Origin of the sequence: Yonghaparkia sp. Root332 (genome assembly GCF_001425665.1) — a bacterium.
Classification (GTDB): Bacteria; Actinomycetota; Actinomycetes; order Actinomycetales; family Microbacteriaceae; genus Microcella.
Map to the genome: position 1 here is coordinate 1,123,536 of NZ_LMCX01000001.1, position 16,446 is coordinate 1,139,981.

The following is a 16,446-nucleotide window of genomic DNA, read 5'->3' on the forward strand; positions in this document are numbered from 1 at the left end:
GCCGCAGGCAGATCACCGCTCGAGCAGCACCATGACCTCCGAGTGCGTCGACTGCGGGAACATGTCGAACAGCCGCGCCTCGACGACGCGGTACGACGGCATCGACTCGAGGTCGCGCGCGAGCGACGCGGCGTTGCAGCTCGAGTAGACGACCGTCGGCACCCCCGACCGCTCGAGCCAGCTCGTGAGCGACTCCCCGAGTCCGCGCCGCGGCGGGTTCACGACGACGAGGTCGGGCGGCGGAGCGCCCGCGCCGCGACCCCGGGCGGTCGCGGCGCTCGTCGCGTCGCCGACTTCGAAGCGCACCGCGGGCATCCGCCCATCGGGCCCGGCCGGCAGCGCGGCGGCGGCGATGCGCGCGCTCGCGACCGCGTCGGAGGAGAGCTCGACGCCGAGCACCTGCCGCCCGGGCGCCGCGGCGTGAAGGGCGAACCCGCCGACTCCGCAGTAGAGATCCCAGACCGACGCCGCCTGAGCCGCGTCGATCCACGCGCGGCCCTGGCGGTAGAGCGCCCCCGCGATCGCCGTGTTCGTCTGCACGAAGCTCTGCGGCCGCACCTGCAGCGTCGCGTCGCCCACGCGCATCGGCAACGTCGACCGCGAAGTCAGCACGACCTCCTCCGCTCCCTCGACGACGGCCTTGTGCTCGGAGTGCAGATTGACCGAGACGACGGCGATCTGCGGCACAGCATCCGTCAGCCACGGAACGACCGCCCGCACGGCGGCGACCGACGCGCGCGACCGCACGACGAACCGCACCATGAGCTCGCCGTCGGCCGACTCGGTCACGATGAGGTACTTGAGCTCGCCCGCCCGCGACGGCACGTCGTACGGCTCGAGCCCCGACCGCGTGATCGCCTCGGCGAGCTGGTCGAACACGGCGCGGATGCCCGGCGCGATGATCCCGCAGGCGCGCAGATCGACGCCCCGCCCGCGGCCGTCGAGGATCCCGAGGGTCGGCGCGGTGCTCGAGCCCCCCACGACCATCTTCGCCTTCGCGCGGAAGCCGGACTCCTCGCTCGCGACCGCGGGGAGCCAGCGGGCCTCAGGATGAGCGGCGAGGAGCGTGCGCGCCGTCGCCTCCTTCACGGCCAGCTGCTCGGCGTACGGCGTGCCCATGAGCGTGCACGAGCGGCACAGTCCGGCGTCGAAGTAGGAGCACTGCATGGGCCCCCAGGCTAACGCTCAGGCTGCAACCTGCATCAGTGCATAAGATGCACCAGTGCAAACTTCTGTCGAGCATCCCGTCGGGGCCGCCGTGAGCCTGCGCGAGCGCAACCGGCGCGAGACCTGGTCCGCCCTCTACGAGGCCGCCGCCTCGCTTGCCGAGGAGCGCGGACCGAGCGCCGTGACCGTCGACGACATCGCCTCGCGCGCGGGCGTGAGCAAGCGCACCTTCTTCAACTACTTCGGCACGAAGGAGGACGCGATGCTCGGATTCCGCGAGCCGCGCCTCACCGATGCGGCGGTCGCCGCGTTCCGCGGCGGCGACGGGACCCTCCTCGACCGCACCGTCGCCCTCATCATCGCGGCGATCCACGAATCCACGGATCTGCCCAGCACCGGCGGACGGCGGCTCGCGCTCGTGCGCGCCCACCCAGAGCTGCGCGGACGGCTCGACGCCCTCGCCGGAATGCTCGAGTCGCTCGTCGCGCCCAACATCGCCGACGAGCTCGCCACCGACCACGTCCCCCTCGACGCCCCCGCCGAGCGCGACCCCGACCAGCGCCGCGCCGCCGCGACCTTCATGCTCGCGACGACGATCGTGCGCTTCGCCTACAAGACCGACCTCGCACAGGTGGCCGCCGGCGATGAGCGCCCCGCGCTCGATGCCGCGCTCGACCTGTTCCGCGATCTCCTCAGGAAGGAATCATGACCGCCACCGCGTCATCCAGCCCCACCGCGTCATCCGCCCCCACCGGAGCGTCCGCCGCATCGCCCACCGCGCGCGACCAGGCGCACGCGCGCCGCACTCTCGTGCTGCTCTTCGCGACCCTCATGATCGTCATGCTGCTCGCCTCGCTCAGCCAGATGGTCCTCTCGAGCGCCCTCCCGACCCTCGTCGGCGAGCTCGACGGCGTCGAGCACCTCTCGTGGGTGATCACCGCCTACCTGCTCGCCTCGACCGTGACGATGCCGATCTACGGCAAGGTCAGCGACCTCGTCGGCCGCAAGCCCATGCTCATCGCCGCCGTGGTGCTCTTCGTCGTCGGCTCGGTGCTCGGCGGCCTCGCGACCGACATGACCGCGCTCATCACCGCCCGCGCCGTGCAGGGGCTCGGCGGCGGAGGACTCATGGTGCTGTCGCAGGCCGCGATCGCCGACGTCGTCCCGGCGCGCGAGCGCGGCAAGTACATGGGGATCCTCGGCGGCGTCTTCGCCCTCTCGTCGGTCGCCGGCCCGCTCCTCGGCGGCTGGTTCACCGAGGGCCCCGGCTGGCGCTGGACGTTCTGGATGAACGTGCCGCTCGGGCTCCTCGCGATCGTCGCGATCCTCGTGCTCATGCGGATCCCCCGGCCGGAGCTCACCGCGCGTCCGCGCATCGACGCGCTCGGGATGGCGCTGCTCGCCGCCGCGACGACGGGAGCCGTGCTCATCGCGACGTGGGGCGGCTCGCAGTACGCCTGGAACTCGGCCGAGATCATCGGACTGGCCATCGGCACCGTCGTGGTGAGCATCCTCTTCGTCCTCGTCGAGCGCCGGGCGAGCGAGCCGGTGATCCCGCTGCGACTGTTCGCCGACCGCAACTTCGTGCTCGCCACCGTCGCAGGACTGCTCGTGAGCGTCGCCATGTTCGGCGCCATCGGCTACCTGCCGACCTACTTCCAGATGTCGGTCGGCGCGAGCGCCACCGAGGCGGGTCTGCTGATGATCCCGATGATGGCCTCGCTCCTGCTGACCTCGATCATCACCGGCACGATGATCTCGCGCTCGGGCCGCTACAAGCGCCTCCCGATCGTCGGCACGGCCATCCTCGCCGGCGGCCTCGTCGGCCTCTCGAGCGTCACCGTCGACACCCCCGTGGCGGTCGTCTGCGCCTGGATGGCCGTCATCGGCATCGGGCTGGGGACGAGCATGCAGGTCATGACCCTCGTGGTGCAGAACTCGTTCGCGCATCGCGAGGTCGGCACGGCCACTGCGGCGCACAACTTCTTCCGTCAGGTGGGCGGCAGCCTCGGCTCCGCCGTCGTCGGCTCGGTGTTCGTGACGCGGCTCGGCGACCTGCTCGCCGAGCGGCTTCCCGCGGCGCCGGGCGAGGGCGGTACCGGCTCGCTCACTCCCGCGCTCGTGCAGGAGCTCCCGGACGCCCTGCGCATCCCCATCATCGAGTCCTACAACGACGCGCTCATGCCGATCTTCCTCGTGATCGCGCCGCTCGCGGTCGCCGCCGTGATCGCGCTGCTCTTCATCGTGGAGCGTCCGCTCTCGACGAGCATCGAGCACGAGATCCCCGCCGAGTCGCTCGCCGAGGGTCAGCTGCTGCTCACCGAGGAGGACGACGTCGCGACCGCCCCGCGCGGCGCGCGGAACTGAGCACGGGGGCCCGGGAGAGAGCGCACGAACGCACTCCCGGGCTCCCATAAGGTGTTCTCATGGTCGCCACCGGAGCCTCGCGCGCAGTGCACGTGCGGGCGCCCGGCAAGATCAACGTCTTCATGAAGGTCGGCGTCCTCATGGGCGACGGCTACCACGACGTCGCGACCGCGTACCAGGCCATCTCGCTCTACGAGGAGGTCTCCGCCCGCCCGGCCGACGACTTCTCGGTGAGCTTCTCCGGCTCGATCGACACGAGCGCGCTCGCGACCGACGGCTCGAACCTCGCCATCCGGGCCGCGCGACTCCTCGCTCGCGTCGCCGACTACCGCGGCGGCGTGCACCTCGACATCGAGAAGAACGTGCCCATCGCGGGCGGCATGGGCGGCGGCTCGGCCGACGCCGCCGCGACCCTCCTCGCGTGCGACCACCTGTGGGGCACGGGCCTCGGGCGGGAGGAGCTGCACTCCCTCGCCGCCGAGCTCGGCGCCGACGTGCCCTTCGCGCTCATGGGAGGCACCGCCGTCGGCACGGGCCGCGGCGACGCGCTCTCGCCCGCCCTCGCGCAGGGCACGTTCCACTGGGTGCTCGCGCTCTCCGAGGCGGGGCTGTCGACGCCCGAGGTCTACGCCGAGCTCGACCGGCACCGCGAGCGCCACGTCAACGACATCGCGCCCGCCCCCGAGCAGCCGACCGTCGACATCGAGGTTCTGCAGGCGCTGCGCGCGGGTGACCCGCACCAGCTCGCCGAGTACCTCCACAACGATCTGCAGGCTCCCGCGCTGCACCTCGAGCCGGGGCTCGCCCGCACGCTCGAGGCGGGTGAGAAGGCCGGAGCCCTCGCGGGCATCGTGTCAGGCTCGGGCCCGACCGTCGCCTTCCTCGTCGCTGACGCCGACGCCGCGCTCGAGCTGCAGGTCGAGCTGAGCGCGGGGCGTCACACGGTCATCCGTGCGACGGGTCCGGTTCACGGGGCTCGGGTCGTCGCGGGCTGACGCCCATCAGGCTCAGCAGCACGACGCCGACGGCGCCGAGCACGAGTGCGATGTCGGCCACGTTGCCGATGAAGTAGCCCGCGTAGTCGATGAAGTCGACGATCTCGCCGCGCGCGAACGCGGGCTCGCGGAAGAGCCGGTCGCCGAGGTGGCTGATCGCCCCGCCGAAGAGCGCCCCGGCCGCGATCGCCCAGCGGATGCTCGACAGGCGTGACACGAAGACCGCGAGCCCGATGACCGCGAGCGCGGCGACGAGCGTGAGGATCCACGTGTAGTCGCCGCCGATGCCGAACGCGGCACCCGGGTTGTAGACGAGCCGCCACTGGATGAGCTCGCCGATGACGGGGACGCCCACGCCGCGCTCGAGCGTCGCCTCGGCCCAGAACTTCGAGCCCTGGTCGAGCAGGATGATGCCGGCGGCGAGCACGAGGGTCCACGGCAGCACGCGGCGGATGCGCGCCCGCACGGCGGGGTTGTCGAGCGCGGTCGCGCGCTCCTCGTCGGCGGGCACGGCGGGACCATCAGGCGAGGACATGGTGACCATTCTGCCCGGTCCGCGCCCCTGCCCCGTCCGGCCGCCCGGCCCGCGCGCCGTAGGCTCGACGGGTGGCCCACCTCCTGGGAGCCGAGCAGCTCCGCGTCGAATACCCCACCCGCGTCGTGCTCGACGGGGTGACGGTCGGCATCGGCGACGGAGACCGCATCGGCGTCGTCGGCCGCAACGGCGACGGCAAGTCGACGCTGCTGCGCATCCTCGCCGGCAAGCAGGAGCCGGACGGCGGTCGCGTCACGCGCCGCCGCGGCGTCACCCTCGGGATGCTCGACCAGGGCGACGAGCTGGCGACCGGCCGCACGGTGCTCGACACGGTCGTGGGCGGACGGCCCGAGCACGAATGGGCGGGCGATCGGAACGTTCGCGACGTTCTCGCGGGACTCATCGCGGACATCCCCGGCGACACGCTCGTCGATGATCTCAGCGGCGGCCAGCGGCGCCGCGTCGCGCTCGCCGCGCTGCTGAGCCAGGAGTGGGACATCGTCGTGCTCGACGAGCCCACCAACCACCTCGACATCGGCGGCGTCGCGTGGCTCGCCGAGCACTTGAAGCGCCGCTGGCCGGCGGGGCAGGGCGCGCTGCTGGTCGTGACGCACGACCGGTGGTTCCTCGACGAGGTGAGCCTCGACACGTGGGAGGTGCACGACCGCATCGTCGAGCCGTTCGAGGGCGGCTACGCGGCGTACGTGCTGCAGCGCATGGAGCGCGACCGGCAGGCCGCGACCATGGAGGCCAAGCGCCAGAACCTCATGAAGAAGGAGCTCGCGTGGCTGCGCCGCGGAGCCCCGGCCCGCACGGCGAAGCCGAAGTTCCGCATCGAGGCGGCGAACGCGCTCATCGCCGACGTTCCGGAGCTGCGCAACCCGATCGAGCTCGCGCAGATGGCGACCGCCCGCCTCGGCAAGGACGTCATCGACCTGCTCGACGTGTCGGTCTCGTACGGCGACCGCCAGATCCTCCACGACATCGAGTGGCGCATCGCGCCGGGTGAGCGCACGGGCATCCTCGGCGTCAACGGCGCCGGCAAGTCGACGCTGCTCAAGCTCATCGACGGCTCGCTCGCCCCGACGACCGGACGCGTGAAGCGCGGCAAGACGGTCGTCGTCGCGACCCTCGATCAGCAGCTCGGCGACCTCAGCGCCGTCGAGCACGAGCGCGTCTCGGCGGTCATCGCGACGAAGCGCACCAGCTACGTGGCCGGCGACAAGGAGCTCACGCCCGGCCAGCTGCTCGAGCGGCTCGGCTTCACGTCGGCGCAGCTCTCGACCCCGATCAAGGACCTCAGCGGTGGCCAGAAGCGCCGCCTGCAGCTCCTGCTCATCCTGCTCGACGAGCCGAACGTGCTCATCATGGACGAGCCGACGAACGACATGGACACCGACATGCTCGCCGCGATCGAGGACCTCCTCGACTCGTGGCCGGGCACGCTCATCGTCGTGTCGCACGACCGCTACCTGCTCGAGCGCGTCACCGACCAGCAGTTCGCGGTGCTGCCGGGCTCCGACGGCGTCGGGCGCCTGCGGCACCTGCCGGGCGGCGTCGACGAGTACCTGCGGTTCGCCGCGGCATCGGCAGGGTCGGTATCGGATGCCGGGCGCGCGACGGTCGCGTCCGTCACGAGCGCGGGCGGGGCATCCGGTGCCTCGTCGTCGGGCTCGGCCGGTGCAGGCTCGGCGGCCCCTGCGGCTGCCGCGCTCTCGCTCGGAGGGGCCGAGCGCCGCAACGCCGAGAAGGAGCTCGCGTCGATCGAGCGCCGCATCGCGAAGCTGCAGGGCGAGATCGACCGGCTGCACGTCGCGCTCGCCGAGCACGACACGAGCGACTACACGGGGATCGGCGCGCTGCACGACCAGGTGCGCCGCCTCGAGGATCAGCGCGACGAGCTCGAGACGCGCTGGCTGGAGCTCGGCGAGCTGCTCGGCTGAGGCCGCGCGGCGGGTCGGACCTAGCGCGCTACTTCGTGCGGCCCATGAGCAGGTCGACGCGCCAGCCCTGCTTCGTCTGCACGACGGCGACGGGGATGCGCGGCTTGTCGCCGCGGCCATCCAGTCGGCGCACCGCCTCGTCGTAGACGCTCTCCAGCCCGCGCGGCACGACGCCCACGACACCCGAGACGCGCCTGCCTGAGAAGACGCGCACCTCGATGGGGGCATCCACCCGCTCTTGATCGAGGCTGCGCGCCGGGGTCGCCGTCGCGAGCGCCTCGGGGTCCTCTCCGGCGAGGGCGGCGATCTCGTCCTGGTGCGACGTCGCGTCGGCGAGGCGCATCGTGATCTCGCGGTTCTTCGGCAGCAGGTCGTACGCGTAGTCGTCGAACGAGCCCTTGCCGCGGTCGTCCTTGGGCAGGGCGGGGTCGCCGAACTCCTTCTTGCTCCAGAACGGCATGAGCGACTAGCCCTGGGTCTCCGACGAGCCCTGCGCGTCGAACGCGGCGACCGCGGCCCGCAGGCGCGGCACGACCTCCGTGCCGTACAGCTCGAGGAACCGCGCCTGGTCCGGGCCCGGAGCGTGGAAGACGAGGTGCCGGAAGCCCATTCGCACGTAGTCCATGACGCGCTCGACGTGCTCGTCGGGGTCGGTCGAGACGATCCAGCGCGAGGCGGCGCGCTCGAGCGGGAGGGCGTCGGCGAGCTTCTCCATCTCGCGCGGGTCTTCCACCCCCATCTTCTCGTCGCCGCTGAGCGCGAGGGCGGCCCAGTGCCGGGTGTCCTCCATGGCGCGCTGCCTGTCGGTGTCGAATGAGACCTTCATCTCGATGAGGGTGTCGACGCTCCCGGGAGCCCGCGACCCTTTCTCGAGGCCCTCGCGGAAGGCGGGAAGCAGGTTCTCGGTGTAGAGCTCGCGCGGCTTGCCGGAGGTCGTGATGTAGCCGTCGGCGATGCGGCCGGCGAGGCGCGTCGCGGCGGGGCCGGAGGCGCCGATGTAGATCGGCACCTTGACCTCGGGCCGGTCGTAGATCGTGACGTTCTCGGTGCGGTAGTGCTCGCCCTCGTGGCTGACGCGCTCCTCGTCCCACAGGCGCTCGATGAGCTGCACCGCCTCCTTGAGGCGAGCGAAGCGCTCCTTGATGTCGGGCCAGACGAAGCCGAGCGGGGCCTCGTTGAGCGACTCGCCCGTGCCGACGCCGAGGATCACCCGGCCCGGGAACAGCTGCCCGAGCGTGCCGAACGCCTGCGCGACCATCGCCGGGTGGTGCCTGAAGGTCGGCGTCAGCACCGAGGTGCCCATGACGATGCGCTCGGTCTTCGCGCCGAGGGCTCCGAGCCAGGCGATCGCGGCGGGCGCGTGGCCGTCGGTGTGCTTCCACGGCTGGAGGTGGTCGCTGATGAAGACCGACTCGAAGCCGGCCTGCTCGGCGAGCGCGCCGTAGTCGAGCAGCTCGCGCGGAGCGAACTGCTCGCTCGAGGCCTTGTAGCCGATGCGGAACGGGACAGTGCTCATGCGTGACTCCAGTCGACGGCGGCGGGTGCAGAAGAACCCTACGCGGCGCACCCCCGTGGTAGGCATGGAAGCCGCGCCGTCATCGTCGTCGGCGCTCGGAAGAGCTCTCGGAGGACATCCATGCACATCACCGGCCGCACCGCTCTCATCACCGGTGGCGCTTCGGGGCTGGGCCGGGCGACGGCTGAGCGGATGCTCGCCGCGGGCAGCTCGGTCGTCATCGCCGACCTGCCCCAGTCTCCGGGAGCCGCGCTCGCCGACGAGTGGGGCGACCGCGCCGTCTTCGTGCCGACCGACGTCACCGACGCCGAGCAGGTGCAGGCCGCCGTCGACGCGGCGAGCGAGCTCGGGCGGCTCGACGTCGTCGTGGCGTGCGCGGGCATCGTGCGCGGGGCGCGCGTCGTCGGGCGGAAGGGGCCGTTCCCGCTCGACATGTTCCGGCAGGTGGTCGACATCAACCTCACCGGCACGTTCACGGTCGTGAGCCTCGCGGCGGCGCGCATGGTCGAGACGGCGGCCGACGCCCCGGACGAGGAGTCGGGCGTGATCGTCATGACCGCCTCGGTCGCGGCGTTCGACGGGCAGGTCGGTCAGGCCGCCTACTCGGCGTCGAAGGGTGCGATCGTGGGTCTCACGCTGCCGCTCGCGCGCGACCTGGCCGAGCACCGCATCCGGGTGATGGCGATCGCGCCGAGCCTGTTCCGCACGCCGATGGCTGAGATGCTGCCGGAGGAGGCGCTCGCCTCGCTCGAGGAGCAGACGCTGCACCCGCACCGCCTCGGCAGACCTACGGAGTACGCGGCGCTCGTGCAGCACATCGTCGAGAACCCGATGCTCAACGGCGAGGTGATCAGGCTCGACGGCGCGGTGCGGATGGCTCCCCGCTGAGCACGGCCCGGGCCCGCCGCGCGACCCGTCGTGACCGAGCGTTCGCCCCTACGATGAGCACATGACCGACCCCCTCGACGCCATCGCGATCGTCGCCGAGGCCGTGTCGTGGCTGCTGCTGCCGAGCGGCATCATCCTGCTCGTCATCGGGCTCTCGCGCCGCGCGTGGGCGCGCCGCTACCGCACGGCGAAGGCGGTCATCACGAACGTGCACGAGCGCGACGCCAAGCTGCGCTGGTTCGGCGACGGAGGCGACGTGCACGAGACCGTCTCGCCCCTCACGGGGCCGATTCCGGCGGTGGGGGATGCCCGGACCGTCTGGGTGCACCCCTCCCGCCCCGAGAACGCCCGCCTCGACTCGCCGGCCCACGACGGGCGCGCGCTCATCACGCTCGGCGGCATCCTGACGGCGGTCGGAGTGATCGCGGTCGTGCTGTCGTTCGTGCTGCCGCTGCTGGGGTGAACGGCATCGGTCGACGAGGCGGGTTCTAGATCGCCCCCTCGAAGTCGGCGCCGGCGACGACGGGTTAAGGCGATCGCGTGGTGATTCCGGTCGCTCCCGGCTGTCGTTGAATTACAGATAGGCCGGTTGAATGCCGGCTCTTCGATTTGCTTGCGCGACGAGGTTCGGCAGGGCGACCAGGTCATAGATCCACCACACGAAGACGGCAAAAAGCATGACAAACCCGACACCGATGCCAGTCAGGAGCCATCCACCCCACCAGAGCGCGAGCAGGATCCAGGCTTCAGCCCATCGGCGGAGGTAGAAGTGGTGAGCGGCGAAGCCTCCGAGTAACAGCAGGAATGCGTAAGCGGCTCCGACCGACTTTGACGGGATCGCGGACACCGTGACTTGAACGGGAGGTGCCGTTCCTGGTGTTCGGTGCTCGGTCCAGGCCTGCCCGTTCCACCATCGCAGAGAACCGTCCTGCGGATACCAACCTGCGGGGGGCTGCTGAACTTCGCTCATTGCCTGAGGCTAGTTGACCGCGTCGGCAGATATCCAGGCCTAATCATCGGCCGCACGAACGCTTAGCCCGAATGCGATCTCCTCAAACCGACCCCTCGAAGTCGGCACCGAGCGTCCGCAGAAGGCTCGCGAGCCGCTCCTGGTCGGCGCGGGTGAGGCCGCTGAGCAGCTCGCGTTCGGCGACGACGAGTTCGGCGATCGCATGGTCGACGCGCTCGCGGCCCGACTCGGTCATCCGCACCAGAATGCCGCGGCCGTCGTTCGGGTCCGTCCGCCGCTCGACGAGTCCGCGCGCGGTCAGCCGGTCGATGCGGTTGGTCATGGTGCCGCTCGAGACGAGGGTCTGGCGCAGCAGCGAGGTGGGGCTCAGCTCGTACGGGGAGCCGGCGCGGCGCAGGGCCGCGAGCACGTCGAACTCCCAGCTCTCGAGCGCGGATGCCGCGAACGCCGCCTTTCGTGCCCGATCCAGGTGCTTGGCGACGCGGCCGAGCCGCGACAGCACGTGCAGCGGAGAGAAGTCGAGGTCGGGCCGCTCGCGCTGCCACGCGTCGACGATGCGGTCGACGTCATCAGCGGGGGCGGTCATGCGTTCATTATCGCGGGCGCCTCATGTGTGGCGGTCGCGTCGCGTCTCGGTCGCCTGCCGGCGGCGACGGATGCTCGGCGCGCGCCCGCCGCCCGCGGGCCGCTCGGGCTCGTCTGGCAGACTTGCCCCGCGCCCGTGAGGCGCGATCCGCCTTGGTGTAACGGCAGCACGACAGCCTTTGGAGCTGTTAGGCCCAGGTTCGAATCCTGGAGGCGGAGCTGATGGAACTACGGCGCCCACAGGCGGCATTTCTGAGCCGCTCGCTCTCCTGCCCACGCAGATCGCATGCGCTCCCAGTCTTCTCTCCCGGTCATGTGCGGCCCGAAGAAGTTCGACGGCGAGACCAGACTGCGCGTCGGAACTCGGGGAGCGGGGTCGGCAGGCCATGCTGTCGTCCGTGCTCGCGCGGTCGAGAGCTCGCTTTCCCGTCAATACTTTGGCTTGACATTTGTTTGTTAGTACATTTGAATGGCGTCGCACCAGGACCCGATGGGCCCCCGCTTTCACCTACGAAGAAGAAGGACGAAATGCGCAAATCACGTGGCAGTGTCGCCATCGGACTTGCAGCGCTCATGGCGCTGACCGGTCTCACGGCGTGTGCGAGCGAGGCAGAGGAGCCCGCCGCCGAGTCGCCCCAGAGCGACATCACCCTCACCGTCTCCCGCTGGGCCGGGCCTCAGGCCGACGCTCAGCAGGAGCTCCTCGACCAGTACAGCGCTGAGACCGGCGTCACCATCCGATTCGACGCCATCGACTACGGCCAGCTCAAGCAGAAGCAGACGCTGAACATGAGCACGGCCACGGGCGAGTACGATCTGATCTACGTGCCCGAGGCTTGGGTCGGCGAGTACACCGAGGCTGACTACCTCACCGATCTCTCCGACTTCGTCACTGACGAGGCCCTCACCGGCCCCGATTGGGACTTCGCGGACTTCAACGAGAGCGGCGTCGAGGTCTACACCCGCGACGGCGCTCTGTACGCCCTTCCCTACTTCGTGCAGACGCCGCTCGTGGTCTTCGATGAGGAAGCACTCGACGCCGCCGGGCTCGAGGCCCCGAGCACGTGGGACGAGACGCTGGAAGTCGCGAAGTACTTCAAGGAGCAGGGCTCCGGAATCGCGCTCCCCTTCCGTCAGGGCTCGGCCATCGTCAACATCATGGCGGTGCTTCTCGCCGGGAACGACACCGATTTCTTCGACGAGAGCGGGGCGCTAGACCTCACCAACCCTGATGTCGTCGAAGCCGTCGAATTCATCCAGGAGCTCAGCCAGTACGGACTCGAGGGCAGCAACGCGTGGCACTGGGATGAGGTGAACAAGGCGCTGCAGTTCGGACAGGCTCCCATCGGCATCCTCACCTCCGGCCTCTTCACGGCGCTGGAGAACCCGGACGAGTCCAATGTCGCCGGCAAGCTCGCCTACGCACCGCTCCCGTACAGCGAGACGCCCGCGGGCCTCTTGCAGACCTGGGGCTGGGCCGTTCCGGCCGACTCGAAGCACCAGGAGGAGGCCTTCAAGCTCGGCGCCTGGCTCACCAGCAAGGCCGCGCAGAAGGAGATGGGCACGATCGACCCGTCGTTCATCAGCTTCCGCGAGTCGCTCTATACCGACGCCGACCTCACTGCGAACGCCCCGTGGCTCCCGACGGTTCAGGAGGCGCTCGCTAAGGGCGTGACCGTTCCTCTGCAGCCCAACGCACCCGCGCTGACGGACGCGCTCAGCGTCGGACTCTCGGGAGTGGTGAGCAGCGGTGAAGACCCTGCGACGATGCTGCAGGGGATCCAGGACACGCTGGCCTCGCAGTTCTAGACGCTGGTCCATCGCCGGTGCGGGCTCGTTCACGGCCCGCACCGGCGCCCTCTCCCCCGACGCCCCGGAGGTTCCCATGACCCGCATCCAGCTCGCCCCGAGGGGCCGAGCGCAGAGGCGCAGCACGAGCAGCTACGCACGCAAGGATCTCCGGCTCGCCCTCTATCTCGTGCTGCCCGCGGCCGCCGCGATCTTCATCGTCATGATCGTCCCGCTCGGCTTCGCTCTCATCGCCAGCACGTTCGAGTACAGCCTGGGTCAGGAAGAGTCGGCGGTCTTCGTCTTCCTTGACAACTACGCCAAGTTCTTCGCTGACCCCGTGGCCATCTCCTCGTTGCTCAACACCGCCCTGTTCACCGTGATGTCGCTGTTCCTCTGCATGCTGATCGGCGTCGGCATGTCCGTCCTGCTCAAGAGCCTGAACCCGCGCACCGGCAACATCCTCCGGGCGATCTTCGCGATGCCGCTGCTGATCTCCCCGATCATCGTCAGCCTCATCTGGCGGTACATGTACGACCCCACCTACGGACTCGTCTACTACGTGCTGAGTTGGTTCGGGCTGGAGGAGTGGGGCGGTCTGACCGACACCACCACGGCCCTCTTCAGCATCGTGATCACCGATGTCTGGCACGCCGTCCCGTTCATCATCCTCGTGACGTCAGCGGGTCTGACCGTGATCCCGGAAGAGCTCTACGAGGCGGCCCGCATCGATGGAGCAGGGACGATCGGCACGCTTGTCAACGTCACGCTGCCGCTCCTCGTCAAGACATTGATCGTGCTCATCCTCATCCGCGGCACCGACGCCTTCCGCGTCTTCGACCTCATCTACGGACTCACGGGCGGCGGCCCCGCGAACTCGACCTCATCCCTGAGCATCTACGCCTACAAGCAGGCCTACGAGAACAACGAGATGGGCTACGCCATGGCCGTGGCGATGATCACGCTCATCGCCCTTGTGATCCTGTTCGGACCGCTCATGCGCAACTCCGCTCGAAGCAAGGGCGACTCATGACCAAGCGCGCGCTCGTCACCATTGCGAAATGGCTCGTGATCGTCCTCTTCCTGCTCTGGACGGTCGTCCCGATCGCGCTCATCATCGTCAACTCGTTCAAGCGGGCGAAGGACATCTTCACCGACGTCCCGAAGATCTTTTTCGAACCGACGCTCGATAACTACGTGAACGCCTTCACGAAGAGCGACTTCGGCCTCTACTTCATCAACAGCACGGTCGTCGCCGTGTGCTCGACCTTCATCGTGATCGTGCTGGCGACCTTCGCGTCGTACGGCCTCACGAGCTTCGAGCTGCGGTTCGCGAACTCGGTGGCGAACGGCTTCCTGGTCGGCAAGCTGGTCCCTGGTATCGCGATGATGCTCCCGATCTTCGTGATCATCAACGCGGTCGGATTGCGCGGCACGCTCGTCGGGCCCGTGCTGGCTCACGTGGCGCTGAATCTTCCGTTCGCGGTGTGGCTGCTCATGGGGTTCTTCCGCGACATCCCGCGCGAGCTCGAGCACGCCGCGATGATCGACGGATGCACGCGCATGCAGGCGTTCTGGCGCGTCATGCTCCCTGTCGTCGTCCCAGGGATCGCCGCGGTGTTCATCCTGAGCGCGCAGTACTCGTGGAACGAGCTCCTGTTCTCGCTGCAGCTGACCACCTTGGAGACCTACACGCTGCCCGTCGGCATCGCGAGCTTCGTCGGCGCCATCTCGGTCGACTGGGGGCTGTCGAGCGCCGCAGCCACCGTGACCATGGTGCCCATGATCATCATCGGCTTCTTCGTGCAGAAGTACATCGCTGAGGGCACGACCGGAGGGGCGGTGAAGGGATGACCGCGCCACTGGACGTCCTCACGATGGGTCGGGTCGGCGTCGACCTCTATCCGCTGCAGGACAGCACGCCGCTCGAGGACGTCGCGACCTTCAGCAAGTCGGTCGGCGGAAGCGCCACGAACGTCGCGATCGCGGCCGCTCGACACGGTCGGGCGAGCGCGGTGATCACCGCCGTCGGCGACGATCCGTTCGGCCGCTTCGTCGCACGCGAGGTGGCGCGACTCGGAGTCGACCCGCGGTACATCGCGGTCACGGCTGGCCTCAACACGCCCGTCGCGTTCTGCGAGATGTTCCCGCCCGATCACTTCCCCATCTACTTCTACCGCGAGCCCGTCGCACCCGATCTCATGATCGAGGCCGGGTCCCTGGATCTCGAGGCGGTGCGGGAGTCCAGGATCTACTGGTCGACGGTCACAGGCCTCTCCCGGGAGCCCAGTCGCGCCGCTCACCATGCGGCCTGGTCGGCGCGGGGACGAGCGGGAATCACGGTGCTCGATCTCGACTACCGACCGATGTTCTGGGACAGCGCGCAGCAGGCGCGGGCGCAGGTGGCGAGCGCGCTCGAGCACGTGAGCGTCGCCGTCGGCAATCGCGAGGAGTGCGAGATCGCGGTGGGGGAGACCGACCCGCATCGAGCGGGGGATGCTCTGCTCGAGCGCGGCGTCGAGCTGGCGATCGTGAAGCAGGGCCCGAAGGGCGTTCTCGCGAAGACTCGCGACGAATCCGTCGAAGTGGCACCGTTCCCCGTCGACGTCGTCAACGGCCTCGGGGCGGGGGACGGATTCGGTGGCGCACTCTGCCACGGGCTCTTGAGCGGCTGGTCGCTCGAGGCCACGCTGCGCTTCGCCAACGTCGCGGGAGCGATCGTGGCGAGTCGGCGCGAATGCTCGACCGCGATGCCGAGCACCGACGACGTTGAACGCCTCTTGGAAGGGACGCCTCAGTGACGACTCAGCGAGACTTCGAGGCGGTTCGCCACGCCAGGGCATCCGATCCGGAGGCGATCCGCCGTGCGCTGGTGAACCGATCGCGGCGGCCTCTGCTCGTCGGCGACAACCGGCTGTTCATCCTCGCTGCTGATCACCCGGCGCGAGGGTCGCTGGGTGTCGGCACCGACGGCATGGCGATGGCCGATCGCTACGACCTGCTCGACCGCCTCGCGGAGGGTCTGGCCAACCCTCGAGTCGACGGGTTCCTCGGCACTGCCGACCTCGTCGAGGACCTCGCGCTCATGGGCGCTCTGGAGGACAAGATCGTCGTCGGCTCCATGAATCGCGGAGGCCTCAAGGCCGCGGTGTTCGAGATGGACGACCGATTCACTGCGTACGACCTCGACACCATCCGCGAGCTGAATCTCGACTTCGCGAAGCTCCTCGTGCGGATCAATCTGCAGGACGCCGGCTCGGCTCAGACGCTGCACACCGCCGGCGATATCGTGACGCGCGCCGCCGAGGCGCGGATGCCGCTCATGATCGAGCCGTTCATGAGCGAATGGTCGGAGGGCTCGATCAAGAACGACCTCACGGCCGACGCCGTCATCAGGTCTGTGGCGATCGCGTCTGCGCTGGGCGCGAGCTCGGCGTACACGTGGCTCAAGCTCCCGGTCGTTCCCGATATGGAGCGAGTCATGAAGGCCACGACGCTCCCGACCCTCCTGCTGGGCGGCGACCCGGCGATGGCATCGGAGGACATCTACCGATCGTGGGAGAACGCACTCGGCCTGCCAGGCGTTCGCGGACTGGTCGTCGGTCGGACGATCCTGTACCCCCCGGATGGCGACGTGGGCCGTGCTGTGGAGCGCGCCGCCGAGCTCGTGCACGGCGCCCGCTGACGCCGCT

At 69.7% G+C, this 16,446-nt stretch carries 17 protein-coding genes and 1 tRNA gene; 12 read left to right on the forward strand and 6 right to left on the reverse strand.

The window, feature by feature from the left end:
* Nucleotides 1-12: 12 nt before the first annotated feature.
* Entirely contained in the window at nucleotides 13-1,167 is a 1,155-nt protein-coding gene (gene rlmC / locus ASC54_RS05410) for a 23S rRNA (uracil(747)-C(5))-methyltransferase RlmC (RefSeq protein ID WP_055897162.1), read from the reverse strand.
* A 55-nt stretch (nucleotides 1,168-1,222) separates the two neighbouring features.
* Between rlmC and ASC54_RS13040 the strand changes: the two genes are divergently transcribed.
* From ASC54_RS13040 to ASC54_RS05425, 3 genes are read left to right on the forward strand one after another with little or no spacing between them, the layout of a single operon-like run.
* Nucleotides 1,223-1,876 carry a TetR/AcrR family transcriptional regulator gene (locus ASC54_RS13040; protein WP_082514864.1) on the forward strand — a complete coding sequence of 218 codons (654 nt, stop codon included), beginning with the start codon at nucleotides 1,223-1,225 and terminating at the stop codon, nucleotides 1,874-1,876.
* Nucleotides 1,873-3,534 (forward strand): MDR family MFS transporter, encoded by a 1,662-nt coding sequence (locus ASC54_RS05420; protein ID WP_082514865.1) that lies wholly within the window; start codon nucleotides 1,873-1,875, stop codon nucleotides 3,532-3,534. The genes ASC54_RS13040 and ASC54_RS05420 overlap by 4 nt, the downstream gene beginning before the upstream one ends.
* Nucleotides 3,535-3,593: 59 nt before the next feature.
* Entirely contained in the window at nucleotides 3,594-4,529 is a 936-nt protein-coding gene (locus tag ASC54_RS05425) for a 4-(cytidine 5'-diphospho)-2-C-methyl-D-erythritol kinase (protein ID WP_055856666.1), read from the forward strand.
* Here ASC54_RS05425 and ASC54_RS05430 read toward each other — a convergent pair.
* Entirely contained in the window at nucleotides 4,480-5,064 is a 585-nt protein-coding gene (locus ASC54_RS05430) for a signal peptidase II (RefSeq protein ID WP_082514866.1), read from the reverse strand. The genes ASC54_RS05425 and ASC54_RS05430 overlap by 50 nt on opposite strands.
* Before the next feature lie 71 nt (nucleotides 5,065-5,135).
* On the opposite strand from ASC54_RS05430, the gene ASC54_RS05435 reads away from it, so the two are divergent.
* A complete protein-coding gene (locus tag ASC54_RS05435; RefSeq protein ID WP_055897168.1) occupies nucleotides 5,136-7,007 on the forward strand; it encodes an ABC-F family ATP-binding cassette domain-containing protein in 1,872 nt (623 codons plus the stop codon).
* Nucleotides 7,008-7,035: 28 nt separating this feature from the next.
* Here ASC54_RS05435 and ASC54_RS05440 read toward each other — a convergent pair whose 3' ends face one another.
* Nucleotides 7,036-7,467: a hypothetical protein gene (locus ASC54_RS05440; protein WP_055897171.1), complete on the reverse strand. Its 432-nt coding sequence runs from the start codon at nucleotides 7,465-7,467 to the stop codon at nucleotides 7,036-7,038.
* Nucleotides 7,468-7,473: 6 nt separating this feature from the next.
* The gene (gene fgd / locus ASC54_RS05445) at nucleotides 7,474-8,523 is read right to left on the reverse strand and encodes a glucose-6-phosphate dehydrogenase (coenzyme-F420) (protein WP_055897174.1); all 1,050 of its coding nucleotides are present in this window, start codon (nucleotides 8,521-8,523) and stop codon (nucleotides 7,474-7,476) included.
* Nucleotides 8,524-8,643: 120 nt separating this feature from the next.
* On the opposite strand from fgd, the gene ASC54_RS05450 reads away from it, so the two are divergent.
* Nucleotides 8,644-9,411 carry an SDR family NAD(P)-dependent oxidoreductase gene (locus tag ASC54_RS05450; protein ID WP_055897177.1) on the forward strand — a complete coding sequence of 256 codons (768 nt, stop codon included), beginning with the start codon at nucleotides 8,644-8,646 and terminating at the stop codon, nucleotides 9,409-9,411.
* Between the two features lie 61 nt (nucleotides 9,412-9,472).
* A complete protein-coding gene (locus ASC54_RS05455) occupies nucleotides 9,473-9,874 on the forward strand; it encodes a hypothetical protein (RefSeq protein WP_055897179.1) in 402 nt (133 codons plus the stop codon).
* A 111-nt stretch (nucleotides 9,875-9,985) separates the two neighbouring features.
* Here the strand turns inward: ASC54_RS05455 and ASC54_RS05460 are convergent, their stop codons facing one another.
* Together ASC54_RS05460 and ASC54_RS05465 are read right to left on the reverse strand one after the other, a co-directional pair.
* Nucleotides 9,986-10,381, reverse strand: coding sequence for a DUF2510 domain-containing protein (locus ASC54_RS05460; protein WP_082514867.1), 396 nt, complete (start codon nucleotides 10,379-10,381; stop codon nucleotides 9,986-9,988).
* Nucleotides 10,382-10,463: 82 nt separating this feature from the next.
* Entirely contained in the window at nucleotides 10,464-10,967 is a 504-nt protein-coding gene (locus ASC54_RS05465; protein ID WP_055897184.1) for a MarR family winged helix-turn-helix transcriptional regulator, read from the reverse strand.
* 146 nt (nucleotides 10,968-11,113) lie between these two features.
* Between ASC54_RS05465 and ASC54_RS05470 the strand changes: the two genes are divergently transcribed.
* From ASC54_RS05470 to ASC54_RS05495, 6 genes are all read left to right on the forward strand, one after another.
* Nucleotides 11,114-11,185 (forward strand) — tRNA-Gln (locus tag ASC54_RS05470).
* A 309-nt stretch (nucleotides 11,186-11,494) separates the two neighbouring features.
* Nucleotides 11,495-12,775, forward strand: coding sequence for an ABC transporter substrate-binding protein (locus tag ASC54_RS05475; RefSeq protein ID WP_162242495.1), 1,281 nt, complete (start codon nucleotides 11,495-11,497; stop codon nucleotides 12,773-12,775).
* 76 nt (nucleotides 12,776-12,851) lie between these two features.
* A complete protein-coding gene (locus tag ASC54_RS05480) occupies nucleotides 12,852-13,787 on the forward strand; it encodes a carbohydrate ABC transporter permease (protein ID WP_055856629.1) in 936 nt (311 codons plus the stop codon).
* Nucleotides 13,784-14,608 (forward strand): carbohydrate ABC transporter permease, encoded by an 825-nt coding sequence (locus tag ASC54_RS05485; protein ID WP_055856626.1) that lies wholly within the window; start codon nucleotides 13,784-13,786, stop codon nucleotides 14,606-14,608. Before ASC54_RS05480 ends, ASC54_RS05485 begins: the two co-directional genes overlap by 4 nt.
* On the forward strand, nucleotides 14,605-15,555 hold the full coding sequence (gene iolC, locus ASC54_RS05490; protein ID WP_055856623.1) for a 5-dehydro-2-deoxygluconokinase: 951 nt from the start codon (nucleotides 14,605-14,607) through the stop codon (nucleotides 15,553-15,555). Before ASC54_RS05485 ends, iolC begins: the two co-directional genes overlap by 4 nt.
* Nucleotides 15,552-16,439: a class I fructose-bisphosphate aldolase gene (locus ASC54_RS05495; RefSeq protein WP_055856622.1), complete on the forward strand. Its 888-nt coding sequence runs from the start codon at nucleotides 15,552-15,554 to the stop codon at nucleotides 16,437-16,439. Before iolC ends, ASC54_RS05495 begins: the two co-directional genes overlap by 4 nt.
* Nucleotides 16,440-16,446: the final 7 nt, after the last annotated feature.